Origin of the sequence: Roseovarius tolerans (assembly GCF_900109855.1) — a bacterium.
Classification (GTDB): domain Bacteria; phylum Pseudomonadota; class Alphaproteobacteria; order Rhodobacterales; family Rhodobacteraceae; genus Roseovarius; species Roseovarius tolerans.
In genome coordinates this window covers 81039-106988 of sequence record NZ_FOBO01000014.1, presented here as the reverse complement: position 1 = coordinate 106988, position 25950 = coordinate 81039, and the positions used below count along the sequence as shown (strand labels likewise).

Below are 25950 nucleotides of genomic sequence, written 5' to 3'. Positions count from 1 at the left end.
CTGGCGCGCGTTGACTTCGAAATCAGACAGCAGAAACTGAAGGAAGCACGTGTCTAGGAAACTCGGGCACCTCAGACTACTCTCTTGGGAGTGGAGACCAAGTACTGAATGTCGGTACTGACAGATAACACCTGACTTTCATCTAGCGCGTCGCGACGCGTAGATAGGCACAAACTGATGGGTATGATGTCTGCAGGGGCTTTGGGGGCCGAGTTCAATAAATAGCCGTTACCGGCTTGTCGCCGTCTTTCACGCAGCCTCGATACATTCCTTCGCAGTTGAACGGCATGGCGACTGCACCGGCACGGTCGATACAGATCAACCCGCCCGACCCGCCGATGGCGGTCAGGTCGTTCAGGATGATCTGGCGTGCGGCCTCGGTCATCGGTTGTCCAGCCAGACGCATGCGTGCGTCGATTTCATGCGCGACGGAGAGGCGGATATAGGCTTCGCCGTCGCCGGTGGCCGAAACCGCGCAGGTGGCATCGTCGGCGAAGGTTCCGGCACCGATGATCGGACTGTCGCCGATACGGCCCCTGCGCTTGGCTGTCATGCCGCCTGTTGACGTTGCTGCGGCGAGATTGCCCGCGCGGTCCAGCGCGACGGCCCCCACCGTTCCGTGACGCCGCGCGGGATCATCATCGAGCGTGCCGTCGGCTTGCATCTTCAGGGTGCTTTGCAGACTGTCCCAACGGTCTTGCGTGAAGAAATAGGCATCATCCTCGAAGGCCAGTCCCGCGTCGCGCGCGATCTCAAGTGCCCCGTCGCCGACCATAAGCACGTGATCGGTCCGTTCCATGACGGCGCGGGCAAGGTGCACAGGGTTGCGCACCCCGGCGATGCCGGCGACCGCCCCGGCCCTGCGGCCACGCCCGTCCATGATCGCGGCATCCATCTCATGCGTGCCATCGCGGGTGAATACCGCGCCGCGCCCGGCATTGAATAGCGGTTCGTTCTCGAGCGTTTCGACCGCGACGGTGACCGCATCGAGGGCCGTGCCATCGCGCGCCAAGACCGTCTCTCCGGCGGCCAGAACGCGCGCGAGGGCGGCGTGGCAGGCCGCCTCGCGTTCAGGCGACATCTCGGCACGGGGCAAGACACCGGCACCCCCGTGAATGGCGAGCACGAAACCTTTGGTCATGGGACACCCCTCCTTGATTCAGTTACAATTGCCGTTGCACAAGTGCCATCGCACTTTCTGGTACCATACTGCCCGCGTAAACCTGCTTGAAAGTGTGACAAGCTTGTTACGGTGCGGCGCATCGCATAGCGACGGCGGGTATATTGTAACAAACTTGTTTGTGGAGTGGCAGTTTCCACAATATGTAGGTGTTGTCTACCGCAGACTGGAGGTCCGTTCATGGACATGTCGATTCGTCCCGTCCCCAGAGGAAAACTTGTCGCTATAGGCGGCGCCGAGGATAAAACCTCGGATACCGAGATTCTGAGGCAGGTTCTGGCACTAAGCCAGGCCTCGGACCCGGTTGTCGGGGTCATCACCACAGCCAGCAGCATTCCCGAAGATGTTTTCTCGGATTACCGGCAGGTGTTCGAGAGGTTGGGCGCTGGCGAAGTTCTGGATGTTCGCATACGCGAGCGCGCCGATGCGGCCGCATCAGCCATGCTCGACATGCTGTCGCGCAGTGACGTGATCTTCATTTCCGGCGGCGACCAGATGCGCCTGACCAGTATTCTGGGCGCGTCCGACGCGCTAGAGATGATCCGCAGACGCTATGACGAGGGCGCTGTCATCGCAGGGACAAGCGCGGGCGCGGCGTGCCAGTCGACCACCATGGTCTATGGCGGCCATGCGACGGATTCTCTTCGCAAGGGCGCGGTCAAGATGTCCGCGGGCTTTGGCCTGATCGAGGGCGTGATCATCGACACGCATTTCCTTGAGCGGGGGAGATTCTCGCGTCTGATGGAGGTCGGGGCGACGAATCCCGAGTATCTCGGCGTTGGCCTCGGAGAAGATGCGGCAGTTCTCTTCGAGAACGACAACATTTACGCTTTCGGCCCCGGTCACGTCATCCTCGTTGACAGTTCGGCCATAACCAGTTCCAATGTATTCGATCTTTCTGACGGTGAGGCGGTGAGCGTCCACAACGTCATTATGCATGCGCTGGTCGATGGGAACGGGTACAGTTTCACGGACCGGCGGGTCCTCGGGCCGAAAGAGCTCGGGACTGGAAGTCTGGAGCAAAGGAATGCGTATACTTGAGCACCGCGCGCTGCGTGGGCCGAATTATTACAGCCGTTATCAAACCATCTACATGCGCCTCGACATCGAGGATCTGGAAGACCGCCCGAGCGACAAGGTGCCCGGCATCGCGGAAAAGCTCGAAGCCATTTTTCCCACCATATACGAGCATCGCTGCTCGGTCGGAGAACCCGGCGGGTTTTTGCAGCGGGTGCGCAATGGCACCTATGCCGGACACATGGTCGAGCATCTCGCCATCGAATTGCAGAACCTGATCGGGTTCTCGGTGGGCTATGGCAAAAGCGTCGACAGCTATGAGCGCGGCGTCTACAATGTCGTTTACCGCTATCGCGACGAAGCCACCGGTCTTGCGGCGGGCGAGGCGGCGGTCGAGATAGTGCGCAAGCTCTACGATGGCGGGCATGTCGATCTCGGCCCGGTGATCGAATATCTCAAGGAAGTTCGCGACGCCAATGCGCTTGGCCCTTCGACGGGGTCGATCGTGAATGCTGCCAAGGCCCGCAACATCCCTTGGTACAACCTGACCGAGGGGACCAGCTATACGCAGCTGGGGCATGGCGTGAAACAGCGCCGGTTCCAGGCCACGGTGACCGACGAGTCGGGCATCATCGGCCACTCCATCGCCGACGACAAGGACTGGACCAAGCAGATACTGGGCGATGCCGGGATCGCCGTGCCGCAGGGCTATACCTGCTATTCCTGGGACGAGATCCAAGAGGCCGCCGAGTGGATCGGCTGGCCGGTGGTGACGAAGCCGCTGGCGGGCAATCACGGGCGCGGCGTGACCACCGATATCAGCAATCTCGACGACCTGAAATCGGGCTACGAGGCGGCGCTTGCGCGGGTGCGCGACGACTCGGGAGCGGTCATCGTCGAGAGCTATATCAAAGGCGAGGATCACCGGATGCTGGTGATCGGCGGTAAACTGGTGGCCGCCGCGCGGCGTCGCCCGGCGCATGTCACCGGCGATGGCACGTCGACGATTCAGGCGCTGATCGACACCGCTAACCAGGATCCCCGCCGCGGCGTGGGCCACGAGAATCTTCTGACCCAGATCCATGTCGACGAACAGACCCATCGCATGCTCGAACAGGCCGGGCTCACGCTCGACAGTGTGCCATCCGAGAGCGAGATGGTGTTCCTGAAATCGACGGCCAATATCTCGACCGGCGGAACGGCCACCGATCTGACCGATGAGGTGCATCCGGATATCCGCTTCGCGATGGAGCGGATCGCGCGGCATGTCGGGCTCGACGTGATCGGGATCGACCTTCTGGCGGAGACGCTGACCAAGCCGCTCGATCAGCAATCGGCGGGCGTGGTCGAGGTCAATGCCGGCCCCGGTTTTCGGATGCACATGGCGCCAACGCATGGCACCCCGCGCCCGGTGGGCGAGCATGTCGTCGATATGCTGTTTCCCGACCCGACCGACAATGGCCGCATCCCGATCACCGCGATCACCGGCACCAATGGCAAGACCACGACGACCCGCCTGACCACGCATATCCTGCGGCAGTCCGGGTATTCGGTGGGCATGGGCTGTACCGGCACGGTCGAGATCGACAATCATATAATTCTGCGCGGCGACTATTCCGGCCCGGCGGCGGCACAGGCCGTGCTGCGAGAGCCCACGGTCGAGCATGCGGTGCTCGAGGTTGCACGCGGCGGCATCATGCGGCGCGGTCTGGGCTTTGATGAATGCGATGTAGGTGTGCTGCTGAACATCGCGTCGGATCATCTGGGCGAGCGGGATATCCACACGCTGGAAGAGCTGGCACGCTGCAAGACCGTGGTTGTCGATTCAGTCAAGAAGGAGGGCGGCTATTGTGTGCTCAATGCCGATGACCCTCTGGTGATGGAGCATGGCACCTACTGGGCGCGGGGCGAGATCATCTACTTCACGATGGACCCGGAAAACCCCGCACTACAGGAGCACTTGAGCGAACGACGCATGGTCGTCACCGTCAAGAACGGGCGTATCGTTTTGCTGCGCGGCAAGGTTCTAGTCGATGTGGTGGACGTGAACGACGTGCCGATCGCATTCGAGGGGCACGCGCCTTTCAACGTGCAGAACGCGATGGCCGCCGCCGCCGTGGCGCTGGCGCATGGCATCGAGATCGACGATATCCGCGCCGGGCTGCTGACCTTCCACCCGACCCCGGCGCAGATGCCCGGGCGCACCAACTATTTCGAGGCCGACGGGGTCTATTGCCTGATCGACTACGGTCACAACGTGCCGGCGCTGGTGGCGTTGGAGCCGCTGGTGAACGGGCTGGGACAACAGCGCAAGATCGGCGTGTCGACCGCGCCGGGCAATCGCCGTGACGAAGACCTTGCCGCTCTGGGCGCGCAACTCGCCAAGATATGCGACGTGCTCTACGTCTACGAATCCGATGCGCGCGGTCGCGCCGAAGGCGAGACGGCGGACCTGATCCGGAAAGGCGCAGCCGACGCCGGATCGGACTGCGCGGTCGAGATCATCATGAAGGAAAAGGACGCCGTTGACCGGGCCATGGCGGATGCCGTGCCGGGCGATTTCCTGCTGTTGCTGGTGGACGATATCACCGGCACCACGGAGCGGCTCAAGGGACGGAGTTTTCCGGTTCAATCCGATCTCGCACAGGCCTGAGGACGAACTGCACCCATTCGGTGCGTCAGCCTCACCGGTGCGCACGCCCTGAACAGGAAGGACCAACATCATGACCAAGAATGTTTTCGTCGTCGGAATGAACGCGATGAATGCCGAGCGACTGACCCGTTTGCGGGGGGTCGAGGATGTCGTCTTTCACCCGCTGCTGACCTCCGAGGCGGTCTCGGATACGCAGGAATTCGACATCCCCGCGATGCTGCGCGAGGCCGAGGCGACGCTGGACGCCTTTGACGGCTCGATTGACGCCATCGTGGGGTATATCGACTTTCCGGTTTCGACGATGCTGCCGCTCTTGTGCGCGAAATACGGCACCCGCAATGCCTCGCTGGAGAGCCTTTTGAAGTGCGAGCATAAATTCTGGTCGCGCAAGGTGATGGCCGAGGTGATCCCCGAGCACGTCCCGAAGTTCACCGCTTTTGATCCGTTCGACGACAACGCGCTTTCGCGGATCGGCGAGGCTGATCTGCGCTTTCCGTTCTTCGTCAAGCCGATCAAGTCTTCAGGGTCGCGCCTCGGCTTTCGAATCGACAGCCCAGAGGATTTTGACTACGCGGTCGCGGCCTTCCGCGCCGAGATCGGCCAGATTTCAGAGCCGTTCAACTACGTGCTGGATCAGGCCGATTTGCCGGATGAGATACGGGCGATCGAAGGGCATTACTGTATGGCGGAACAGGTGATCGGCGGGCGGCAATGCACCGTCGAGGGCTATGTCCATGACGGCGAGGTTGTCCCCTACGGCACGGTGGATTCGATCCGCTATCCGCAGGTGCTCAGCTTTTTCTACTATCTCTATCCCTCGACCCTGCCGCCCCGCGTGCAGAACGAGATGAACGAGATCACCCGCAAGGTGATGGCGCATATCGGCTATGACAATGCCGGCTTCAACGTGGAATATTACTGGGACGAGGTGCAGAACAAGATCTGGCTGCTGGAGATCAACACCCGCATCGCGCAATCGCATTGCGACCTCTTTGAGATGGTGGACGGGGTGAGCCATCAGCAGGTGACGGTTGATCTGGGGCTCGGGCGCAAGCCCGACATGCCAAGTGGCGAGGGGCCGGAGAATGTCGCCGCCGAATTCTTCTACCGGGTGTTCTTCAACGACGCGACCCTCACACGCGTGCCCTCGCGCGCCGAACTGGAGGTGGCCTCGGAACAGGTCGACGGCACGCGCATCGTCTCCTACGTCAAGAAGGGCATGCGCCTTTCGGAGCTGCCCGAGCAGGATGCCTATAGCTATGCGGTGGCGTCGATCTGGATGGGGGCCAACAAGCAATCCAAGCTGTTGTGGAATTACGAGCAGGTCATGAAGAAGCTGAATTACGAGTTCAGCGACATCGAGGAATAGGCCACCGCCAGCGCTGGACTTTGTGACGCGGGGGCGCGATAGGCTGGGCGCATCGCGTCGCACGTAATGCAGGATAAACGTCATGAAAATCGACCACCCGCTTCCCGTCGCCGTTCGGGAAATCGAGCATCTCGAGATCCCTATGCCGGATGGCACGCGCCTCGCGGCACGTATCTGGATGCCGGACGGGGCGGAGGGGCAGGCCGTGCCAGCGATCCTCGAATACATCCCCTATCGCAAGAACGACAAGACGCTGGAGCGCGACCATGCGCGCGCGCCCTGGATGGCGGCGCAGGGCTATGCCTATGTGCGGGTCGATCTGCGTGGAACAGGCGAGTCCGAGGGGGTGATGACCGACGAATATACCGAGATCGAGTTGCAGGACGGCTGTGATGTGATCGCCTGGATCGCCGATCAGCCGTGGTGCGATGGCGGTGTCGGGATCGTGGGCATTTCCTGGGGTGGGTTCAACGGGCTGCAACTGGCGGCCCTGCGCCCGCCCGCGTTGAAGGCCGTGGTGTCGATCTGTTCGACCGATGATCGCTATGCGGACGACATTCACTACATGGGCGGCACCATGCTGTGCGATCACCTGTCCTGGGCGTCGGTGATGTTCGGGATCAACACCCTGCCGCCGGATCCGGCGCATGTCGGTGATCGCTGGCGCGAGATGTGGGAAGAACGGCTCGATGGGTCGGGGTTCTGGCTTGAGACATGGATGGAGCACCAGACCCGCGATGCGTTCTGGAAGCACGGATCGGTGTGCGAAAATTTCGACGACATCGAGGTGCCCGTTTATGCCGTCAGCGGCTGGGCCGACGGCTACTGCCGCGCTGTCTTTCGGTTGGTCGAGAACCTCAAGGGTCCGGCAAAGGGAATTATCGGCCCATGGTCGCATCGCTATCCGCATGTAGGCGCGCCGGGCCCCTCGATTGACTGGCTGAGCGAGGAAACCCGGTGGTGGGATCAATGGCTCAAGGGCATCGACACCGGCATCGCGGATGAGCCGCCGTTGCGGGTCTATCTTCAGGATCACGCCGAGCCCAGAACGCATTACGAGCACCGGGACGGGCACTGGATCACCGAACCGTCCTGGCCCTCGCCGACTGTCACCCCGACCGAATTCGCCTTGGGGTCCGACGGACGGCTGTCGAGCGCCGGGGAGGTGCCCGGCGGCTGGCTGAACATCGCCTCGCCGCTCTGGGTCGGGTTTCAGGGCGGCAAGTGGTGCTCTTATGCGCTGCCCGGCGATCAGCCGGGCGATCAGCGGCGGGACGATGCGGGCAGCCTGTGCTTCGAGACCGCGCCGCTTGCCGAGCCGCTGCACATGGTGGGCGACGCGCGCCTGACATTGACGTTCACCTCGGACCGGCCTGTCGCGCAGGTCGCCGTGCGGCTGATGGACGTGGCCCGCGACGAGGCGGCGACCCGGGTCAGCTACGGCTTGCTCAATCTCACGCATCGTGACGGGCACGAGCATCCCGAGCCCCTAACGCCGGGGCAGACATACGCGGTTGAAGTGCCGATGAAACATGTCGCCCAGACCTTTCGCGCGGGGCATCGCATCCGGCTGGCCCTGTCGACCAGCTACTTCCCGATTGCCTGGCCTGCGCCCGAACCGGTTGAACTGCGCGTCCTGACCGAGCAAAGTAAGCTCACCCTGCCGCTGCGGGACGGCGATCACAGCGATGCGGCGGCATTTGGTTCGCCACGCGCTGGCGAGCCCCTAGAGCAGGAAGTGGAGACGCCCCCGACTGCGGAATGGACCGTGACGGAGGACCGGACCACCGGGCGCGTCACGGCAGATATAGGCGTCCACGAAGGTGCGGCCCGTATCGTCGAGCACGGTCTGACGCATTCCGCCGAGTGCACCGAGCGCTACTCCATCCTGCCGGGCGATCCCACCTCCGCCGAAGGAGAGGTCACCTGGACCCACGAGATGCGGCGCGACGCGTGGGTCGTGCGGACGGTGACGCACACCCACCTGTCTTGCGACAGCACGCATTTCCATCTCCGCGCGCGCATGCAGGCATTCGAGGGCGATGCCACGGTTCGCGACGAGACCTATACGGCGAGCATTCCGAGACAGGCCGTGTGACGCGCAGGCACCGGTCGCAGGCAGGCTAGGCTGGTGTTCAGAGCGGCCAGTGAATTGCCGTGACCGTGTCTATCTGCATTCGAAACTGACCCAATGTCTATTTGGCGCAAGATTCATTCGAACTTCCCAATATCCGAAGCGGTGGCATGGATTGTGCCCATGATGCGGATGACCCGGGCCGGGAGTACGCGTCCGCGGCGAAATACGATCCAGAGGTCGTGGTGGCAACGCGCCGGAAGTTCTACGATGCGAAGACTGTCTTTCTCGGGAAAGGCGTCGACGCCACTTCTGGGCAGGAGCGTGTAGCCACAGCTATGAGCTGACCTATTCCGCGGATGCCTACGCCTGACCCGTTCCGCCTTACGCCACGTGACGTGCTGCACGCATCCCTTGCGCTGTGGTGTGCCAGCCCACACCTGCACGTCATAGAGCACGAGGCGGCTGATCCTTTCGGGGTACCGGGCGGCATAGGCGGCCGCGACGGCACCTCCCTGGCACAGGCCGATCATCGGAAAGCGTGTCAGGCCAGCGCATTGTACGACCGCGTCCAGATCTTCGATCCATCGGTCCAGCGAGAAATCGTCGACGTTACGGTCCGACAGGCCGGAACCGCGCGGATCGTAGCGGATGAGGGAATGCCCGTCGGACAGAAAGTCGAACCAATGCTGCCAGACAGCGCTTTGACGGTCGAAATCGAGATGCGTGAACCAGTTCGCCACCCGGACCAAGGGCGGTCCCTCGCCCGACTTGGCAAGCGCGATCTGAACTCCGTCTGCTGATGTGCAAAATCTCACACTTTGTTTCATGATGGGATTCTACACGCCAACAGTGACCTTATAAAGTCACTGTTGGCGTGTGATGTTTTCGATACCATCCACCGAACGACCGGATAGTCGGGCACATTGCGAGTCCGCAGACCTTAAGATACTGCGCCCCTTGCGGGCTTGGCAAAAGTCCGGACCGGGCCGTCCCCACCATGAGTGCGGCCCCTCCAAGTGGATACGCTGCGACCGATTTAACGGCGGCAGCGATCCCAAACTGTCATTGGCCCGTAAACTTTGGGGGCCTCTTTTCCAGAAACGCGTCGATGCCTTCGTCCGCGTCTTCGCTGCCTTGCGTGAGAGTGAACTGATCATAATCTGTGTGGCTCGAGACCGCCGCCAAGGCGTTGGCATAGTTGTTGATGTCTTGCTTACATATGCGCAGGGCAACCACAGGCATTGAGGCCGCGCGTGATGCCAATTGCAGAGCACTGTCACGAGTCGAACCCTCCACGGCAATCTCATCAGCCAGCCCCCAATCCACGGCGCGATCCGCCATGAGCTTCTCTGCCAAAATGACCACGCGTTTTGCACGCGCGGGTCCAACGAGATTGGTAATGCGAGGAACTGACCCCCATGACATGTTCAAGCCGCGTTCAATCTCGGGAACGTAAAGCCCAGCATTTTGACTAACGACGCGTAGGTCAGTTGCAACTGCGAGCGCAACGCCACCCCCGACGCACCATCCCTCAATGGCAGAAATTGTCAAAGGCTGTAGGTCTTCCCACGCCTGACACATGCGCCTGCCAACAATGGCAGCTTGACGGCGTTCCGCCAATCCTGCGCCTTTCAATCTTGTGGTTTCACTATCGCTTAAATCGAAGCCCATCGAGAAATTATCCTGGCGACCGGTCAGGACAATTGCAGAGGTTTCAAAGTCATCCTCAAAACCACGCGCCGCATCGGTCAGCTCTCTCATCAGGTCATACGAAAACGGGTTTGCGGCATATCCTCGGTCGAATGACACAACAGAAATCGGACCATCGCGTTCAATGGTTACGTGTTTCATCCTACCTCCAAGACTACGTCCCGGGAGCCTGAAGAATGCAGTCCTTCATGTCCAGAAAGTAAATCTGACCGGCCGCTTCGTCATGACATTGATCCTTCAGTCGATCGCAATTCTGCGCAATGCACGAATGACCGCAATGCGAAAGCTGCATCGCAGCGTCAACGACCAAGTTGGATGGCGGCATTGGGCCGGTCCCGTTTGTTCAGCAGATCATTCCGCAGCCAGCGTGGCCCGATCCTGGCGCGGTGACAGGCCGAACTTCCGGGCGTATTCGCGCGAGAATTGGGCTGAGCTTTCGTAGCCTACATGGAAGGCAATCTCTGACACCTTGGCATCCGAACCGCGCAGCGCGTCGCGGGCATGCAGCAGGCGCAGGTCTTTCTGGTATTGAAGGGGCGAGGTGCCCGTGACGGCCTTGAAATGTACGAAAAAGGCGGACTGACTCATGCCGATACGATCGGCGAGCTCTCCGACAACCACCGTGCGCGACAGATCGGACTGAATCTCGCGCGTCGCCTGAAAGATTCGGCTGGCGGTAGTCTCCTGCCAGAGCAGTTTTTGCAGTGCGTCGGCATGGGCGCCAAGAATCAGCCGGGCGTGGATTTCCTGCCGCGTGATCGGGGCCAGCAATTGGCGCGTCCCGCCCTTCGCGCATTGGTCGAGGTAGCGGGTCAGCGCGTCCTGCATCGCGGGATCGGTCGGGCACCGCGTGATCGAGAACGGGTCGTTGCTGCGCATCCCGCCTGCAGGCGGCACGGCGGCTGCAAGGCCGCGCAGCAGATCAAGGTCGATCGGAAAGACCAGCGCTACATAGGGCGTCTCGGGAGTGGCCCTTGTGATCCGCGAGACGACCGGCAGAGCGTGGCTGACGATCAGCGAATCCGCGGCAGCCACAGTCAGGTTGCGCGCGCCCGCGCTGACCTGCTTTGAACCCTGCAGGACAAGGCACAGAAGCGGGCGATAGACGGTGGCCTGCTGCGGGCTGGGTGTATGGAACCGGAGGACATGCATCCCGCTGTCGGCATGGGCCAAGCTGCCCTGAGGCAGCCCGGCACGATCCATCAGCGCCGTTGCGCGATCCAGCAACCTTGTCATGCGGCACTCCCTTCATGGACCTGTTAGCACGGAAGAGACCGGTTCCGTGACAAGAAAATCTATTACTCGGAGGATCAGACAAGTATTTCGGATAATCGAGAAAGAAACGTCGCCGCACCAGGAGTATCGTCACTTTATCAACAGGACAGGGATTGGACGGATGGCAAAGATATTCATCACCGGACTCGCAGGCGGATTTGGCCTGCCCACTGTACGGGAGCTCATGTCGCAAGGGCATCAGGTCGCGGGCAGCGTCCGCAGCCGCACAGGGCACAAAGCTGACACCATAGCCGCGCTGGAGGCCGAAGGCGCATGGGTTGTCGAAATGGACGTGACGGACACCGCCAGCACGGAGGCGGGCGTGGCCGGGGCCATTGCCGCGCTCGGCGGGCTGGACGTGCTCTTCAACAATGCCGGGATCGGATCCTATGGCATCCAGGAACTGATGTCGCCCAAGGATATGACCCGCGTTTTCGACGTCAACGTCACCGGCGTGCAGCGTGTGATGCGCGCCGCCCTGCCGCATTTCCGGGCGCAGGGGCGCGGCACGATCCTTTATACCTCCAGCCTGATCGGGCGCATCGCGACGCCGTTCTACGGCACCTATTGCGCGTCGAAGTGGGCACTGGAGGCGATCGTCGAATGCTACCGGACCGAACTGTCCGGCTTTGGAATCGAATCCTGCATCATCGAACCGGGTGCCATGCCCACGGCCTTCTTCGACAATTTGGTCATACCGGATGATCCCGCGCGCGAGGCGCAGTACGGCGAGTTCGCCGCCGTTCCGGCCATGTCGGCGCAGGGTCTCGCGCAAATGCTGGAGGCCACGCCCGATCAACGCCCCGAGCGCATCGCCGAGGCCGTCACCGCCCTGTTGGCGCTGCCTTTCGGCCAGAAGCCCTTTCGAACCGTGGTCGATCACACCGGCGCCGGCCCCGAGATCGAGCGCTACAACACCGTGCTGCATGACGTCACCCGCACCGTCCTGACCAATTTCGGCATCGAAGAGATGCTGCGCCTCAATGCCTGAAGGAGCCTTACCATGCCCACCATTCTCATCACCGGCGCGTCCTCCGGCATCGGCCGCGCCACCGCCCTGCGCTTTCACGCCGAAGGCTGGAATGTTATCGCCACCATGCGTGATCCCTCCTCCTCTGACCTTGCCGGCCTCGACAACGTGCTGGTCGCTCGCCTCGACGTGACCGACCTCGCGTCTATCACTGCCGCCGTCAGCGCAGGCATTGACCACTTCGGCGCCATCGACGTGCTGCTGAACAACGCAGGCTACGGAGCCTATGGCCCGCTCGAAGCCTTCTCGACCGACCGCATCCGCCGCCAGTTCGACACCAACGTGATCGGCTTACTGGAGGTGACCAAGGCCGTCCTGCCGCACATGCGAGCGCGCCGGTCAGGCACCGTCGTCAACATCTCGTCTATCGGCGGTCAGATCACCTTTCCGCTGGGCACGCTCTACCACGGCACCAAGTTCGCCGTCGAAGGCCTGTCCGAAGCGCTGCACTACGAGCTGGAGCCACTGGGCATCCGCGTGCGCATCGTCCAGCCCGGCATGATCAAGACCGATTTCGGCGGGCGCTCTTTCGATTTCGCCATGGACGATAGCCTGGCGGACTACGCCCCCAGCGCCGAAGCCATGGGGCGCCTGTTCGGCAAGCTGGCCTCGAACCCGTCTTCGCCCGAGGTCGTGGCTGACGCCATTTGGCAGGCCGCCCACGCACCCGGTAACCAACTGCGGTTCCGCGCAGGACCGGACGCCGCCGACTTGCTGGATCGGCGCAAACAGCAGGACGACGCCAGTTTCATCGATGACATCAAGGCGTTGATGCACGAATAAACTCTTTCCGGCCGAAGCGGCGCTATGTCCGCTTCGGCGCGCCGCACCGCACTAACCAAACCAACTGCTGAACTGCGGCTTTGGGCGAACTTGGCCGAGTTGACCTTCCTACGAGAGGGACGGGAAGGCGAGTTGTTAATACCATTTGAGATGCGAAAGCTGGCCCACAATGGTTTTGGTCGTTGGCTCAACAGTCGATCTTGCCGACGCAGCGAATTGCGCTGTCCCGCATGTTCGGCCAAGGTTGTGATGAGCCACCGATGGGCCAAGGCGCCGCTGTCAATGTGGTCGCCGTTGTTGAGGTCCTACATTGTTCGTCTGGTTTTCATCGCGGTATTTGCAACGTTGCGCCCTCATCGAAAGTGGTTCAGGTTCATTTGGGATGACCGCAGGACCAAACACCATTCCGGCGCCTCCGCTCCTACGCATGCTTGTCTTGACCGGCGTGGCGCTTGTCGTTGGAGGCGCCGCCTCGCTGGCCGCCATCGCACTTGTGGAGTTGGTGTCCCTGCTGAATACGGGATTGCTGGTCGCCCCCAAGGCGCGGGTGCAATGGGAAAGCCTGCCCTTGTTGGTGGCCACGACCACGGTCCTTGTGCCAACGCTTGGCGGGCTTATGGTGGGGCTGGCCCATCGTCATCTGTCGCCTGCGGGACGACCGCTGGGACCACCCGATGTGATCGAGGCCGTGCAGTTCCACAAACCGCTTCCGGGCCTGCGCGACGGGGTGATCTCGACCGCAACGGCAGCGCTGTCGCTCGGCGCGGGGGCCTCGGTCGGCCAGTACGGCCCGATGGTCTATCTCGGCGCGATCTTCGGCGGGTTTGCACGGCGCCTGCGTCTGGGCGTGCCGAACCTTGCCAGCATCGCGATCGGGTGCGGTGTCGCAGCCGCGATATCGACGGCGTTCAACGCGCCGATTGCGGGTGTTCTCTTTGCGCATGAGGTCGTCTTGCGCCACTACGCCACCCGTGCCTTTGCGCCTGTGACGGTGGCGTCGGTCAGCGGCTATTTCGTCGCAAATGTGATTTTCGAACGGCCCGCCCTGTTCCGGATCGAGTCCCCCGGCATCGCACATGGCTACGAATTCGTCTTTGTCGCGGCCCTCGGCCTTCTCGTCGCTGTGGGGGCCATCCTCTTCATGCGGCTGCTTTTGTCCATCGGGCCGACGCTGGCACGGTGGATCACCCGACCCGAGTTGCGCACCGCAATGGCGGGCCTCGCGGTCGGTCTGACGGCGCTGGCCCTGCCGGACGTGCTGGGCATCGGAACCTCGACCCTGCGCTTTGCCACGATCGACGGCGCCTTCGGGTTGACCGAAGTGATCGTTTTGATCGTCGCCAAAACCGTGCTGACCGCCCTGTGCATCGCGGCCGGCTTCTCCGGGGGCGCTTTCAGTCCCTCGCTTCTGATCGGGAGCCTGATCGGTGTGTTCTTCTGGATCATGGCGTCGAGTATCGCGGGCGTGCCCAGTTCCGGGGCGGCGATCTACGCAATCTGTGGCATGATGGGATTTGCCAGTGCCGTGATCGGGGCACCGTTGACCTGCATTCTGATCGTGTTTGAGCTGACCCGGAACTACGATGTCACCATCGCAGCTATGGTTGCGGTCGTTTTTTCCAACCTGCTGTCGCATCGCGCTTTTGGCCGGTCCCTGTTCGACGTGCAGCTTGCCCGGCGCGGCATCGATTTCTCGCTCGGGCGGGATCGGGCGCGTCTCGCGGCACTAAAGGTTGTCGACCACCTTCAACCCGAAGCCGTCACCGCAAATGCTGATGACGCGCCCGAGCATGTGGCCAATCGTTTGCGTGAGCAAGGATGGCGCGAAGCTTTTGTTCTGGACCGTGACGGTAAGCTGCTGGGTGTGTTCACGCCCGGCATCCATTGCGATATTGGCAGTGTCAGGTCAGGCGCCGTTCCGGCCAGGCTGGTCTTTGACGACACAACCAATCTTGCCGAAGCGATGGAGCGCCTGCGTAGCTTTGTCGGTGACGCGGTGCCCGTCGTGTCGGGCGAAAGCGGGAAATACCTCGGCGCGGTATCGGAGGCGGATCTTGTGTCTGCCTGGCTTGATGAATCCGCCCGGCTGCGGAAGGAAGAAAATGCGTCTATCTGATGTACTTCTGATTTCATCGCTCATCTCGGCGCCAGTCGCCGCAGAAGAGTTGACGATCGTGTCTTGGGGAGGCGCGTATGAGGCCGCGCAACGACAGGCCATCATCAGTCCCTTTACGACGGAGACCGGCCTCGACATTGAGGTTGCCGTGTACGATGGAAGCTGGTCTGCGCTGGCAGAGCGCGGGTCCGCCGAGGGCTGGGACGTCATTGACATGCTGGCCGACCAGGCCAGCGTCGCCTGCGCACGCGGTCTGTTGCTGGAGATCGAGCCGAGTTCTCTCTTCTCCCAAGCGGCGCTTCAAGATTTCACCCCGTTCGGGCCCGATCGATGTGCCGTGCCCCAAAATGCCTATGCCCGCGTCATGGCTTTTGATGACCGGGCGTTTGCCGGCGTCAAACCGACCCGTATCGGGGATTTTTTCGACATCACCCGCTTTCCCGGTCCGCGCGCCATTCAGCGTAGTCCGGATGGCATTCTCGAATGGGCCCTTTTGGCCGAAGGCGTCCCCCCGGAACAGATCTATGGCCTGCTCAGCACCGAGCGCGGGCTGAGGCTGGCCTTCCGCAAGCTCGACACGATCCGGGACGAAATCGTCTGGTGGGACGACCCGGCGGAGCCCGCCGAAATGCTTGGCGATGGCCGGGCTGTCATGGCGGTGGGTTTCAACGGCCGGTTCTTCGACGTGGCGCAGCGCGACCGGGCGCCCATCGATATCGTATGGGATGGCCGGATCATCGGAATCGAGGTCTGGGCGATTGCCGCCACAACCGATGTGCCCGATGCCGCGCGCGATTTCATCGTTCACGCGACCACGCCTGCCAGCATGGCGCGCTTCGCCACGCGTATCCCCTATGGTCCGACACGCCGGTCCGCATTCGACCGGATCGGGTTCAACCCCGACATCGGTCTGCCGATGCGCGCCTATCTGCCGAACGCCCCTCAGCATGGCGGCCGCGTGCTCGTTCGCGATAGCAGTTGGTACGCGAATACCGAAGAGCTGCGCCAGCGCCGTTTCCACAGTTGGCTTGACGCAGCAGAGTAAGCTGAACCGGTTCGTCTCTTTGTTCGGTTCTTCGGCCAATTATCTTATCGATCAACATAGTTACCAGCTGGCAGGTCCTAAATTCCGTCGTCGGCACATGACCGCGAAGTTCCGGCCGGTCAGTTCCCTCGTGCGACGGATGCCATCGCGGATCTTGTCTATCGGAGCGCCCCAGAGCGGAATGACGCCGTAGCCGCCGACATTGGAAACGGCAGCCACGAGTTCAGGGCCGGTGGCACCGCCGAGAGGTGCAGAGAGTATGGGGATCTCGATTCCGAGGATGTCGCGAAGATCGGGGGGCGTGAGCATGTGCCTTCTCCTGTGATCCTCTCCGGCTCAGATGGCCTGAGCGGAAATGACAACGGCCGGCATCGGAATTATCCATTCCGGGCCATCACCATGGTTTTCAAGCACTCTCTCAACCACCGCAGCCCGGATGGCACTCGCGTGAACATCTGGTTGCGGACGGAGAAGCGCACCACCTCGGGCGGTGCCGTCGCGAAAAAAGTCGAAGGCGAGACCCGGATCGTTCACGTGCCAACAGGAGGCGACGACCTCGCAGCGGAACTTCCCGAAGCCTGCGGCTTCCAGCACCGGATAGGCGATGTCCGGGTCGGCGTAGTCGTTGGCGCCCGGCCCGGGAGGCAAGACGATTTCCGGCGATCCATGTGACCCGATCGCGCCAAAGACGTAGCCGAAGGCACCATCCACCTCGGGACCGCACCAAGTCGAAAAGGCGATCCGCCCGCCCGGTTTTAGAACGCGGCGTACTTCCGCCACGACGCGGGGCGGTTCGGGGACATGGGGCATGCCGAAGCCAATGGTCACCGCGTCAAAGCTCGCATCTGGAAACGAAAGCTGCATCGCATCGCCACTTACGAAACGCGCGCCGGGCACCGCTGCGCGTGCGAGCTCGAGCATGGCAGCGGAGAAATCGAGGCCGGTAACCCGCGCGCCGACCCCCACAAGACCCGCCGAGACATTGCCGTGACCGCAACAGAGGTCGAGCACATCTGTGTCTGGCCCCGCATCCACGGCGGCGACGAGGTGCGGGACGACCATGTCCGAGGCTTTCGAGAACCCGCTCGCATAGGCACCCGCGACGTCGGGTTCGGACCATTCCCGCTTTTCCAGTTCCGCAAAGGCTCTTGTGTCTCCCACGACCGCCTCCTTCCGTTCCGGCGCGAACCGACTTCTGTTCAGCGCCGCCAAGTTCCAGGTCGGAGTTTACCACAGTTTCTCGCAATCCGCCGACAGGCATGCGCGCGGGAGATTTAATGCCATAGGATCTATTAGATGCCGACTATTCTTGGCGGTGTGATTGACGCCGAGCATGACCGACTTTGATCGCCCTCTGCAGCAGGAGATTTCCTACCTTTAGACCCTCGACGGCATCCGCCTGCGCACCGACGCGCTGAACCGTCCTTGGCAGTCGTACCGGACGTCGGTCATTGCGACCGAGTACTGGCAGACGCATGTTGTCCCCTTCGACCCGGTGGCCCCGCACAGGACTGACCTCGCATTCGATCCGCGCGGCCTGCGGCGGATAGGCATCCTCGCCATCGGCAGAGAATTCGAGGCCGAGATCGCAGTGGCGGGCGTTCGGCTACACCAAGGGCAGGGCCTCGGGGTCCCGAACGACACGCGCATATGGGTCGGCAAAAGTTTTTCCTTCGTCTGACCGAACAATGGCCAAACTCATCCCCGACGCAGCGCAAATGGGCAGCGCGGCGGCGTTCTGACGCCGACCCACAGGGGGTTGGCACGGATGAGAAGGACCATCTGAAATGCCCAAGGATATCTTCAGCCCCTCGCCTTGCGCAGGGTTCATCGTTGGCAACTGCGCCGCCCTGGCCTCAGCGGCCCATCTGCTCGGCGGGCCAGTCGCCTTGCAGCGAGTCCAGCGTCTGATCGACGACCTGTCCCTCGCGCCGCCATTGACCCGGAGACTGAACCGAGAACTCGACGCGCTTGATGACCTGTTGGCCCTGCGCCATGTCCACGATCTGGACCGCGTCGAAGCCGCCCGATTCAGTCGGATCGAACCGTTCGACCCAGCCGTCGAGGAGATCTGCGAGCTGCTCGACGGGTCGCGCGATGCCCGGGCGGCACAAGCTGCAACAGGCTGAACGACTGTGCGCCCGGCCTCTCGCACGCCGGGCGCACCCTTCATCGGGGCACACCAAAAAAATTTCGACAGAACTGAAGATTTCCACTTCCGCTTTGCCCGAAAGAGCCAACGTTCAGACTACGAGCACCGAGCCACGAGACAGCAACGATCAAGGAGACCACTGCCCCCGCGACACCATCTGCCACCGGCAACCCACCGCACGCCCGGGCATCGGCCGATCTGACACCAGCGAGAAACGCGTGGCACACGCCACGGGCTGGATGTCGGGAGTGCATTCATGCTCACCACTTCACACCCCGCCACGGATCATGGCGGGACCGACAGAGCCGCCGAGGCCGCCCTCGATGCAACCGATTTCCTGCGTCGTCACGGCGCCGGACTGTGCGACCTGCTCGACATCGCGAACGATGAGGTTGCGTTCGATGCACTATGCGATCTGCATTCGCAGTCAGGATCCGTATTCCCGGACACACGTCTTGTCCACAGTGCGCTGCGGACCATCCACGATGCGCTCGCCGCGGCCCAAGCCGGAAAGCTCGACGGGTTGAGCCTGCGTGCGGGATACTGTGTCGACACCGCCCTGCGGTGGTACGGTGCCCGGATCAGCGATTTGCTGGCCGCTTTCCGGTAAAATCAGCCGCCAAAAAATGCGATAGCCGCGGCCTTACTGGCCGCGGCTTTTTCTGTTCTTCAGGCACCGCTTTCGCCGAGCGCAGTCTCCCAAGAGTCCACGCAACCACAGTCGCAGACGACCGAACGATCGCTTGCAAGCCTTGAGCGTAGTCTCGTCAGATTGTCGTCACCTTGGTCCCTGGGGTCGTCAGGCGATCGAAGGCGTGCGAAAGACTGAGCGGATTTCTTCGTCAGCCTGTTTTGCGTCCCTTATGAGCGGACCTAAATCCTCTTCAGAGATTCGAAGCGTCATTTCAGCGTTTCGAACGTCGGAGCTGCCTCGATTTCAGCGGCCCCGAAGTTCAGGACCCGACTTGCCGTGGCGATTCCGCACCCGGCCTTGCGCGCGACATCCTTGATGGTAATTTTCTGCCTATAGTCCATCCAAGCAGTCTTTTCGGTTCAGAAAGTGTCCACAGGAAACTTTATGGAAACGTTTCCATGACTGTTACTGTTGATTCGCTACAGGGATGTGACAGGTGATGTTCACCCGTCAGAAAAATCCAGCTCTCACCAACGCCACTGCGAGGTGGTCGAGACCCTTTGACGTGCAGACCTGCGACTGTAACCGTCAGCCGCCCCGGCAACACTCCGAGTTCCAAAGCTGAACGGCGCAAATGTCTGCGCCCTGTTTCTTTCACAATTGTAAATTGCTGCGCGATACACGAACGGCTGCAATGCGAAAGCTGCGTCGCAGCGTCAATTCGGTTGGTCAATGGCCGGAATGGGCCGAGAACGCCAACCATGTCTGGGTCGATACGCGCGGACGGAAAGTGGATTTGCTCTGCGAGCGCAAAGCGATCATGCCGTTGCGGTGACGTCAAGCACTCAGACGACTTGGAAAGGGCTCCACTGCAGGGCCAATGCGCGCCCTTGGCACACGCTGGTGAAGGGCGGGGCGGCCCTCAGGGTGCGATGGCCTCGGTCACGAGCGCCGTCATCCGTCCGGTGATTTGACCCCTCCCAAATCGCGTCACGAGCGCGTTTTCAAAGGCCGCCCGGACTTGTGGCAGGGGTGGCTTGCCGCGCGCCTCGATTTCAAGACGGAGGGGTGACCCGTAGGTCTGACCGAAGGCGAAGGCGTCGGCCGAACCGGCGTGGCTCTGCAACTCGACAGTCTCGATCCGAATACGCTTGAAACCGGCCGCCGCCAGATCGGCCTCGATCCGGGACGTCTCGGCGTATCCATACGGGGTCCTGGCGAGAAAGAGCGGAGGGTCCTCAGGATACAACGCAATCAACGTCTCGAGGGCGATATGCGCGAAATCGTTCGTTTCGAGTGGACCCCAGCTGTTGAAGATGAAGCGACCGCCCGGCCGAAGAACCCGGAGGATCTCGGAAAATCCCTTGATGTGGTCCGGGAAAAACATCACGCCGAACTGGCACAGGACGATATCGAAGGTTTCGTCCTCGAAGGGCAGTGACATCGCGTTCGCCTCCCGCCATTCGAGCCTGTCGTCCGAATAACGCTGTCGGGCGCGTTCGAGCATGGCCGGATTGATGTCGCTGACGACATAGCGGCACCCGTCGTTCAGGCGCGGTGCAAGCGCGCGTAAGACTGCACCGCTACCTGCTGCCACCTCCAGCACAGCGGTCGGGTCTGCTTTTGCTACCCGACCAGCCAGATCGGCGGCATAGCCTTCGAAGAGGATCGGCACGAGGTGACTGTCGTAGACCTCGGGGATGGAGCCGGAGAAGTCTGAATCGATGTTGGTCATGGCGAGGCTTTTCGGCAAGAGGTCCTTCCTGATCATACCAGACGCGAGCCGAAAAGTCGCTGTCCTTGCGGCGTTCAACAACAGCCCTGTCCCGCGCTGCCGTCGCTCGCCCTTGGACAATGCTTCGCGCTGCATGAGCGGCTGGTCTGGCAAAGCTGCGTCGCAGCACCGGCGCTACCGATCAACGGCCATTCAGGGCCGTCTTCACCGACGGCCTAAGTTCTTAGATTTCTATGGCCTCTGAGATCGCAAGAGCATCCTCAAGCTCGACGCCGAGGTATCTGACAGTGCTGTCCATCTTCGTGTGGCCCAATAGCAACCGGCCCGTGGCATCGTCCAGGTCTTTGACCGTCATCCCGCCCATATCATCTGGCCCCGTTGGTGAATGTCTTGCGCCGTTTGCGGATTTTAGCGTCAGATTCAACGGTGCCGTCATGGAACGAACCGAACCACTTGTCCCACGGCAATTCGAGCGAGCCGTAGTTACACTCGAAATAGCGATGATGCATCTGGTGGTGAAACGTGCCGAGCTTCAGGCGGTTCTTATCCTTGATCACCATCCCCTCAAACCCTGTATGGGTCGTGGCCGCCGTCAGGGCGTAGTATTGCAAGTGGAACAGGATGTGGACCGGATGCGCCGCGACCACGAAGTGGACCAAAACCGACCCGAGAAAGATCAGGTGTTCGACAGGGTGCATCGACAGGCCCGACCACGGCCCAACGTTGATGTTGCGATGATGCAGTGCGTGCACGTGTTTATACAGAAACGGGACGTGCAGCGCGCGGTGGATCCAGTAGAAGTAAAAGCTCTCCCAAACAGGGATCAGCAGGAACAGCGCGATAAACCAGATCGGGTGCGCGGCCCAAGTCAACATGGGGGCATAGCCGTTGGCCATGGCCCAGAACATCAGCACCTCATAGGCGGTCCAGACGGTGACGCCGCTGGCAATTGTCCAGAACATATTGTCGCGGATTTGCCCGCCCAACGTGAACTGCCGCCCGTTTTTCATCAGCGGGCGGGCGTCATACTTCAACTTCTGCTCCTGTTTGGTGAAGGTGAAGAAATAAAGGTGCAGACCGCCTGCAACGACGCTCATCAGGATCACGTTGCGGATGAACATTTCGGCAATCCAGCCAAAGGCGAGCGTGCGTGTCACGTCCAGCGACGGCTGCAACCAGTAGAATGAAATGAAGGCGATCCCGACGATGATCAGCTTTTCGGTCATGAAAAACCACGAATTGAACACCCACTTGGCCATCGCCATCGGGCGAGGCGGCCAGCTGAAGAACGGTGAAACTTGAAGCGGAACCTCGGGCGTGTGGTTCCAGCCTTTGAGGGGAGCGTCGGACATGGTGGGCCTCATGGCAGGGGCAGTGTGTCCTATATTGGCATGGCCTTCATCATCTGAAAAATAGTATTATCAGATATTGAACATCGAAAAATACGGGGTTTTGAATGGCGCTCACCTTGAAAGCAATGGAATATTTCACGACCGCCTTACGCCACGGCAATATCGCCAAAGCGGCGGGCGAGTTGAACATTGCAGCCTCTGCGATTTCGTCCGCAATTGACCAAGTCGAGGCCGAGTTTGATCTCACGCTTGTGACACGACACCGCGCGCGTGGCATTCAGGCTAATGCCAGCGGGCGCGCAGTGGCACGCAAATGCGAGCGTTTGCTGGAAGAATACCGGTCCGTGCTAACCGAAGGGGCGGAACTCAAGCACGCCCTCAGCGGAACACTTCGGATCGGGTATTATGCGCCCATCGCACCCGCCTTCCTACCGCAGATCCTTGATACGTTTCTAACAGCCAGTACCACCGTAGCGCTTGAAATGACAGAATGTGACAACGACCAAGCGCAGGACGGACTCCTTGATGGCACATTCGATGTGGCCCTATTTGTTGCACAAGGGGTACGGCCATCAGTGGATTTCGATACATTGATCGCAGCACCGCCCTACTGCCTGTTGCCCGCCACACACCCCTTGACGCAGCAGATTTCGGTTTCAATGGAAGAGATCGCCAAGGAGCCCCTCGTCGTGCTGAACCGCCCCGTTGCCGCGTCGTATTACGAGGGACTTTTCCAACCGGGTGCCCGCCAAGCACCTGTCGTGGCTTATGCGAACTCGACCGAAATGGTCCGAAGCCTCGTGGCCTCTGGGCGGGGCTGCGCCATCCTCAACATGCGACCGCTGACCTCGGAAAGCTACACAGGTGCGAAAGTTGTCGCTCGCCCGATTTCAGACGATCTGCCGCCGCTTACCCTTGCAATCGGATACGAGAAATCGCGCCCACGACGAAGCGTCCAAGAATTTGTTGAAGCATGCCAAACCTATTTCGCAAAAGCAGGTTCATCGCAGTGCATCGTGGAGTGCTGAGTCAAAAAGCCTTCATTGATCCTTGCCGCACAAAGGACCGCTTGTTCCGCACTGCTGCCCCTCACCGCTTCAAATGCTGCGCGAGGAACAAATGGCTGCAAACCAAAAGCTGCGCCGCAGCACCGGTCACCTTGGCGCGAGGCAGCAATGGGCCGTTCACGTCGCTCAAGCAGGAGCGGCGGGGAGCCGACCTTCGCCGCGAGGCAAACGAATGACCGTAGTGGGGCGCACGCACGCATAGGGCGCCAAAAATCTCGTCAATTTGTCAAGCATTACCGCATCACGAATGGGTTCGCCATGGGTTTGGCCGAGGTATTGATCCAGGTGGTTTTCGTCCGCGTGTAATCGTGAATTGCGTCCAGCCCCGCCTCGCGCCCGTAGCCGGACTGATCGAAGCCTCCAAAGGGCGCTATCGGTGAGACGGCGCGGTAGGTGTTTACCCAACAGATACCTGCCTTGAGCTTCGAGGAGACCCGGTGCGCGCGGGCCAGATTCTCTGTAAACACGCCCGAACCCAAGCCGAATTGCGTGTTGTTGGCCAACGCAATGGCCTCATCCTCGGTGTCGAAGGGCAAAAGTGACATGACAGGCCCAAACATCTCCACCCGCAGGGTCTCAGTATCTGCGTTGGCACATTCTACCAGCGTTGGAGCCATGTAGTTGCCGGGCCGGTCGAGCGGAGAGCCGCCGAACCGTACTTTGGCGCCGCCGGTGACCGCCGCGGCCAGTGTCGTCTCGATCCTGCGGACCTGATCTGCGGTGCAGAGCGGGCCGACCTGAGTAGCGGCGTCAAGCGGATCTCCGATGACAACACCTTTCATCTTCTCTTCGATCTTCCGCGCCACCGTATCCAGAACGGAGCGGTGCACCAGCCCGCGGGATCCGGCGACGCAGCTTTGGCCGGAGGCGCCAAAATTGCCAGCGATCAATCCGTTGGCCGCGCCCTCAAGGTCCGCGTCGTCGAATACAAGGATCGGGGATTTGCCGCCCAGCTCCAGCGTCGTGACGGCGAAATTCTCGGCCGAATTGCGCACAACGTGCCGCGCCGTTTCAGGCCCTCCGGTGAAGGCAATGCGATCGACCTCCGGGTGGCGGGTGAGCGGGATAGCGCAACTCTCCGCATCACCGGTGATCACGGAAACGACGCCCGGCGGAAAGCCAGCCGCCTCGATCAGTCGGGCGAACTCAAGCATCGGTGCGGGCGCGATCTCGGAGGCTTTCAGAACAACGGCGCAGCCCGCGGCGAGGGCCGGACCAAGCTTGGTCGCTGTCAGGAACATCTGCGCGTTCCAAGGTACGATGGCGGCGACCACACCGATCGGCTCGCGCTGTGTAAAGACATGCATGTCGGGTTTGTCGATCGGCAGGACAGCGCCTTCAATCTTGTCGGCGAGCCCGGCGTAATAGCGATAGTAATCGCCCACGTAAGCCGTCTGGCTCGCCGTTTCGGCCAGCAGCTTGCCGCTGTCGGTGGTCTCAATCCGGCCAATCTCGGCGGCGTGCTCCTCGATCAATTCGGCCAAGCGGTAGAGCAGCTTGCCGCGGAGGGTTTGCGTCATGTCACGCCACGCGGGATCGTTCAGCGCGCGGCGGGCGGCGGTGATGGCGCGGTCGACATCTTCTGGCGAGGCGCAGGCGAAGGTCGCCCAATCCTCGCCAGTGGCCGGATTCTGCGAGGTCATGACCTGGCCGTCGGCACCCTCGGTCCACGTACCGTCGATGAAGAGTTGGAAGTGTGGTCGGGCGTTCATATCGAACCTCACGTGAAAGTGGGCATGACGTGATCGATGAAACGGGCGAGCGAGGCGCGCTTGCGCTCGAAGCTCATACCGCTGTCGATCCAGAAGGAATATTCGTCATAGCCAAGCTCTTCGTATTTCCTGATTTTGGCAATAACATCTTCCGCGGTGCCGATGGTCAGGTCCCGGGCCATATTCTCCGGTGCCATCATGGCGTTTCCGGCGATGTCCTCCTCGGAGAGCGGCGCGAGTAAACCCTTGTCGACCGGCCGCGAGTTCTGGAACCAGGCCCCGAAGTAACAGTAGAAGCGCGAAAGCTCCCGCGCCGCCAGCGCCACGTCATCCGCGTCCGCGCCAACATAGGTGTGATGCAAGAGCATGATCTTCGGGCGCGGGCCGTCGTGGCTGTCGCAGGCTGCGTTGAAGCGGTTCATCAGTGTTTCGATCTCGTCCATCCCCTGCCAGAGCGGCGTCACTTGGATGTTGAAGCCGTTGTGGACGCCAAATTCGTGGCTATTTGGATCCCGCGCGGCGATCCAGATCGGTAGACCACCTTCCTGCACAGGTTTCGGCACGGCAGTCGTGGCGGGAAAGCTGTAGAACTCGCCCTCGTGCGCGCAGTCGCCGGCCCAGAGCTTTGGCAAAAGCGGGGTGCTTTCGCGCATGCGCTGACCCGCCTCCCAGGCGTCCATGCCGGGCATGAGCCGCTGGTATTCGTAGGAATAGGCGCCACGCGCTATACCCAACTCGATCCGCCCGCCAGTCATCAAATCGGCTGCCGCAGCCTCTCCCGCCAGCTTGACGGGGTGCCAGAAGGGGGCGATGACGGTGCCCGTGCCCAGTTTCACGTTTCGTGTGTGGTGGGACAGATTTACCAGAGTCATCAGGGGGTTGGGCGCGATGGTGAATTCCATCCCGTGATGCTCGCCAGTCCAGATGGCGCGCATCCCGGCCTCGTCCGCCATCTTGCAAAGCGCAATCAGCTCCTCGTTAAGCTGCTGGTGCGATTGCTCGTCCGCCAGGCGTTCCATGTGCACGAAGAGCGAGAAATCCAT

Annotated in this window: 23 protein-coding genes and 1 pseudogene; 12 read left to right on the top strand and 12 right to left on the bottom strand. The window is 61.5% G+C overall.

Annotated elements, in window-relative coordinates; all coding sequences use genetic code 11:
* Positions 1-214: 214 nt before the first annotated feature.
* Entirely contained in the window at positions 215-1141 is a 927-nt protein-coding gene (locus BMX04_RS14025) for an isoaspartyl peptidase/L-asparaginase family protein (protein WP_074787490.1), read from the bottom strand.
* A gap of 219 nt (positions 1142-1360) precedes the next feature.
* Between BMX04_RS14025 and BMX04_RS14020 the strand changes: the two genes are divergently transcribed.
* The 4 genes from BMX04_RS14020 to BMX04_RS14005 all read left to right on the top strand — a co-directional run bounded on the left by BMX04_RS14020 (position 1361) and on the right by BMX04_RS14005 (position 8317).
* The gene (locus BMX04_RS14020) at positions 1361-2221 is read left to right on the top strand and encodes a cyanophycinase (RefSeq protein WP_083398198.1); all 861 of its coding nucleotides are present in this window, start codon (positions 1361-1363) and stop codon (positions 2219-2221) included.
* Positions 2208-4850: a cyanophycin synthetase gene (gene cphA, locus BMX04_RS14015; protein ID WP_074787488.1), complete on the top strand. Its 2643-nt coding sequence runs from the start codon at positions 2208-2210 to the stop codon at positions 4848-4850. The genes BMX04_RS14020 and cphA overlap by 14 nt, the downstream gene beginning before the upstream one ends.
* Before the next feature lie 70 nt (positions 4851-4920).
* Positions 4921-6219, top strand: coding sequence for an ATP-grasp domain-containing protein (locus BMX04_RS14010; protein ID WP_074787486.1), 1299 nt, complete (start codon positions 4921-4923; stop codon positions 6217-6219).
* An 82-nt stretch (positions 6220-6301) separates the two neighbouring features.
* Positions 6302-8317 (top strand): CocE/NonD family hydrolase, encoded by a 2016-nt coding sequence (locus BMX04_RS14005; protein WP_074787484.1) that lies wholly within the window; start codon positions 6302-6304, stop codon positions 8315-8317.
* 113 nt (positions 8318-8430) lie between these two features.
* Here BMX04_RS14005 and BMX04_RS19580 read toward each other — a convergent pair whose 3' ends face one another.
* From BMX04_RS19580 to BMX04_RS13990, 3 genes are all read right to left on the bottom strand, one after another.
* A complete protein-coding gene (locus BMX04_RS19580) occupies positions 8431-9123 on the bottom strand; it encodes an alpha/beta fold hydrolase (RefSeq protein ID WP_083398197.1) in 693 nt (230 codons plus the stop codon).
* Between the two features lie 235 nt (positions 9124-9358).
* Positions 9359-10147, bottom strand: a complete 789-nt coding sequence (locus BMX04_RS13995; protein ID WP_074787480.1) for an enoyl-CoA hydratase/isomerase family protein — start codon at positions 10145-10147, stop codon at positions 9359-9361.
* A gap of 210 nt (positions 10148-10357) precedes the next feature.
* Positions 10358-11242 carry an AraC family transcriptional regulator gene (locus tag BMX04_RS13990; protein WP_074787478.1) on the bottom strand — a complete coding sequence of 295 codons (885 nt, stop codon included), beginning with the start codon at positions 11240-11242 and terminating at the stop codon, positions 10358-10360.
* 160 nt (positions 11243-11402) lie between these two features.
* Here BMX04_RS13990 and BMX04_RS13985 point away from each other — a divergent pair, with 160 nt between their 5' ends.
* The 4 genes from BMX04_RS13985 (at position 11403) to BMX04_RS13970 (ending at position 16255) form a co-directional block, all read left to right on the top strand.
* The gene (locus BMX04_RS13985; RefSeq protein ID WP_074787477.1) at positions 11403-12272 is read left to right on the top strand and encodes an SDR family NAD(P)-dependent oxidoreductase; all 870 of its coding nucleotides are present in this window, start codon (positions 11403-11405) and stop codon (positions 12270-12272) included.
* Positions 12273-12284: 12 nt separating this feature from the next.
* Positions 12285-13094: an SDR family oxidoreductase gene (locus BMX04_RS13980; RefSeq protein ID WP_074787475.1), complete on the top strand. Its 810-nt coding sequence runs from the start codon at positions 12285-12287 to the stop codon at positions 13092-13094.
* Between the two features lie 427 nt (positions 13095-13521).
* Positions 13522-15210: a chloride channel protein gene (locus BMX04_RS13975; RefSeq protein WP_175477376.1), complete on the top strand. Its 1689-nt coding sequence runs from the start codon at positions 13522-13524 to the stop codon at positions 15208-15210.
* Entirely contained in the window at positions 15167-16255 is a 1089-nt protein-coding gene (locus BMX04_RS13970; RefSeq protein ID WP_074787471.1) for an extracellular solute-binding protein, read from the top strand. The genes BMX04_RS13975 and BMX04_RS13970 overlap by 44 nt, the downstream gene beginning before the upstream one ends.
* Before the next feature lie 60 nt (positions 16256-16315).
* On the opposite strand, the gene BMX04_RS13965 is transcribed toward BMX04_RS13970, so the two are convergent.
* Positions 16316-16564 carry a nitronate monooxygenase gene (locus BMX04_RS13965; protein ID WP_074787469.1) on the bottom strand — a complete coding sequence of 83 codons (249 nt, stop codon included), beginning with the start codon at positions 16562-16564 and terminating at the stop codon, positions 16316-16318.
* A 27-nt stretch (positions 16565-16591) separates the two neighbouring features.
* Positions 16592-17467: a class I SAM-dependent methyltransferase gene (locus BMX04_RS13960; protein WP_244888556.1), complete on the bottom strand. Its 876-nt coding sequence runs from the start codon at positions 17465-17467 to the stop codon at positions 16592-16594.
* Positions 17468-18042: 575 nt separating this feature from the next.
* Between BMX04_RS13960 and BMX04_RS19120 the strand changes: the two genes are divergently transcribed.
* Positions 18043-18384 carry a hypothetical protein gene (locus tag BMX04_RS19120; RefSeq protein WP_074787465.1) on the top strand — a complete coding sequence of 114 codons (342 nt, stop codon included), beginning with the start codon at positions 18043-18045 and terminating at the stop codon, positions 18382-18384.
* 279 nt (positions 18385-18663) lie between these two features.
* Positions 18664-19017 (top strand): hypothetical protein, encoded by a 354-nt coding sequence (locus tag BMX04_RS13945; RefSeq protein ID WP_074787463.1) that lies wholly within the window; start codon positions 18664-18666, stop codon positions 19015-19017.
* A gap of 290 nt (positions 19018-19307) precedes the next feature.
* On the opposite strand, the gene BMX04_RS19670 is transcribed toward BMX04_RS13945, so the two are convergent.
* On the bottom strand, positions 19308-19442 hold the full coding sequence (locus BMX04_RS19670) for a LacI family DNA-binding transcriptional regulator (RefSeq protein WP_083398195.1): 135 nt from the start codon (positions 19440-19442) through the stop codon (positions 19308-19310).
* A gap of 293 nt (positions 19443-19735) precedes the next feature.
* Here BMX04_RS19670 and BMX04_RS19450 point away from each other — a divergent pair, with 293 nt between their 5' ends.
* Positions 19736-19876: a hypothetical protein gene (locus BMX04_RS19450; RefSeq protein ID WP_175477375.1), complete on the top strand. Its 141-nt coding sequence runs from the start codon at positions 19736-19738 to the stop codon at positions 19874-19876.
* 87 nt (positions 19877-19963) lie between these two features.
* Here BMX04_RS19450 and BMX04_RS13935 read toward each other — a convergent pair whose 3' ends face one another.
* From BMX04_RS13935 to BMX04_RS13930, 3 genes and pseudogenes are all read right to left on the bottom strand, one after another.
* Positions 19964-20776 (bottom strand): class I SAM-dependent methyltransferase, encoded by an 813-nt coding sequence (locus tag BMX04_RS13935; protein WP_074787511.1) that lies wholly within the window; start codon positions 20774-20776, stop codon positions 19964-19966.
* A gap of 223 nt (positions 20777-20999) precedes the next feature.
* Positions 21000-21098: pseudogene (locus BMX04_RS19445) on the bottom strand (integrase); the annotation flags it as partial.
* A 43-nt stretch (positions 21099-21141) separates the two neighbouring features.
* The gene (locus tag BMX04_RS13930; protein WP_074787461.1) at positions 21142-22128 is read right to left on the bottom strand and encodes a sterol desaturase family protein; all 987 of its coding nucleotides are present in this window, start codon (positions 22126-22128) and stop codon (positions 21142-21144) included.
* Positions 22129-22232: 104 nt separating this feature from the next.
* Here BMX04_RS13930 and BMX04_RS13925 point away from each other — a divergent pair, with 104 nt between their 5' ends.
* Positions 22233-23156, top strand: coding sequence for a LysR family transcriptional regulator (locus BMX04_RS13925; protein ID WP_074787459.1), 924 nt, complete (start codon positions 22233-22235; stop codon positions 23154-23156).
* 272 nt (positions 23157-23428) lie between these two features.
* Here the strand turns inward: BMX04_RS13925 and BMX04_RS13920 are convergent, their stop codons facing one another.
* Both BMX04_RS13920 and BMX04_RS13915 read right to left on the bottom strand, forming a co-directional pair.
* A complete protein-coding gene (locus BMX04_RS13920) occupies positions 23429-24907 on the bottom strand; it encodes an aldehyde dehydrogenase (RefSeq protein ID WP_074787457.1) in 1479 nt (492 codons plus the stop codon).
* Between the two features lie 8 nt (positions 24908-24915).
* The gene (locus tag BMX04_RS13915) at positions 24916-25950 is read right to left on the bottom strand and encodes an LLM class flavin-dependent oxidoreductase (protein ID WP_074787455.1); all 1035 of its coding nucleotides are present in this window, start codon (positions 25948-25950) and stop codon (positions 24916-24918) included.

Coding starts and splice junctions, on each gene's coding strand:
- BMX04_RS13995 (WP_074787480.1), bottom strand. CDS start 10,147: ATGAAACACGTAACCATTGAACGCGATGGTCCGATTTCTGTTGTGTCA.
- BMX04_RS14025 (WP_074787490.1), bottom strand. CDS start 1,141: ATGACCAAAGGTTTCGTGCTCGCCATTCACGGGGGTGCCGGTGTCTTG.
- BMX04_RS13975 (WP_175477376.1), top strand. CDS start 13,522: ATGCTTGTCTTGACCGGCGTGGCGCTTGTCGTTGGAGGCGCCGCCTCG.
- BMX04_RS14005 (WP_074787484.1), top strand. CDS start 6,302: ATGAAAATCGACCACCCGCTTCCCGTCGCCGTTCGGGAAATCGAGCAT.
- BMX04_RS14020 (WP_083398198.1), top strand. CDS start 1,361: ATGGACATGTCGATTCGTCCCGTCCCCAGAGGAAAACTTGTCGCTATA.
- BMX04_RS13930 (WP_074787461.1), bottom strand. CDS start 22,128: ATGTCCGACGCTCCCCTCAAAGGCTGGAACCACACGCCCGAGGTTCCG.
- BMX04_RS13980 (WP_074787475.1), top strand. CDS start 12,285: ATGCCCACCATTCTCATCACCGGCGCGTCCTCCGGCATCGGCCGCGCC.
- BMX04_RS13945 (WP_074787463.1), top strand. CDS start 18,664: ATGCTCACCACTTCACACCCCGCCACGGATCATGGCGGGACCGACAGA.
- BMX04_RS14010 (WP_074787486.1), top strand. CDS start 4,921: ATGACCAAGAATGTTTTCGTCGTCGGAATGAACGCGATGAATGCCGAG.
- BMX04_RS13925 (WP_074787459.1), top strand. CDS start 22,233: ATGGCGCTCACCTTGAAAGCAATGGAATATTTCACGACCGCCTTACGC.
- BMX04_RS13990 (WP_074787478.1), bottom strand. CDS start 11,242: ATGACAAGGTTGCTGGATCGCGCAACGGCGCTGATGGATCGTGCCGGG.
- BMX04_RS13920 (WP_074787457.1), bottom strand. CDS start 24,907: ATGAACGCCCGACCACACTTCCAACTCTTCATCGACGGTACGTGGACC.
- BMX04_RS13985 (WP_074787477.1), top strand. CDS start 11,403: ATGGCAAAGATATTCATCACCGGACTCGCAGGCGGATTTGGCCTGCCC.
- BMX04_RS13935 (WP_074787511.1), bottom strand. CDS start 20,776: ATGACCAACATCGATTCAGACTTCTCCGGCTCCATCCCCGAGGTCTAC.
- BMX04_RS13915 (WP_074787455.1), bottom strand. CDS start 25,950: ATGGATTTCTCGCTCTTCGTGCACATGGAACGCCTGGCGGACGAGCAA.
- BMX04_RS13970 (WP_074787471.1), top strand. CDS start 15,167: ATGAATCCGCCCGGCTGCGGAAGGAAGAAAATGCGTCTATCTGATGTA.
- cphA (WP_074787488.1), top strand. CDS start 2,208: ATGCGTATACTTGAGCACCGCGCGCTGCGTGGGCCGAATTATTACAGC.
- BMX04_RS13965 (WP_074787469.1), bottom strand. CDS start 16,564: ATGCTCACGCCCCCCGATCTTCGCGACATCCTCGGAATCGAGATCCCC.
- BMX04_RS19670 (WP_083398195.1), bottom strand. CDS start 19,442: ATGGACTATAGGCAGAAAATTACCATCAAGGATGTCGCGCGCAAGGCC.
- BMX04_RS19120 (WP_074787465.1), top strand. CDS start 18,043: ATGCCCAAGGATATCTTCAGCCCCTCGCCTTGCGCAGGGTTCATCGTT.
- BMX04_RS19580 (WP_083398197.1), bottom strand. CDS start 9,123: ATGAAACAAAGTGTGAGATTTTGCACATCAGCAGACGGAGTTCAGATC.
- BMX04_RS19450 (WP_175477375.1), top strand. CDS start 19,736: ATGCGAAAGCTGCGTCGCAGCGTCAATTCGGTTGGTCAATGGCCGGAA.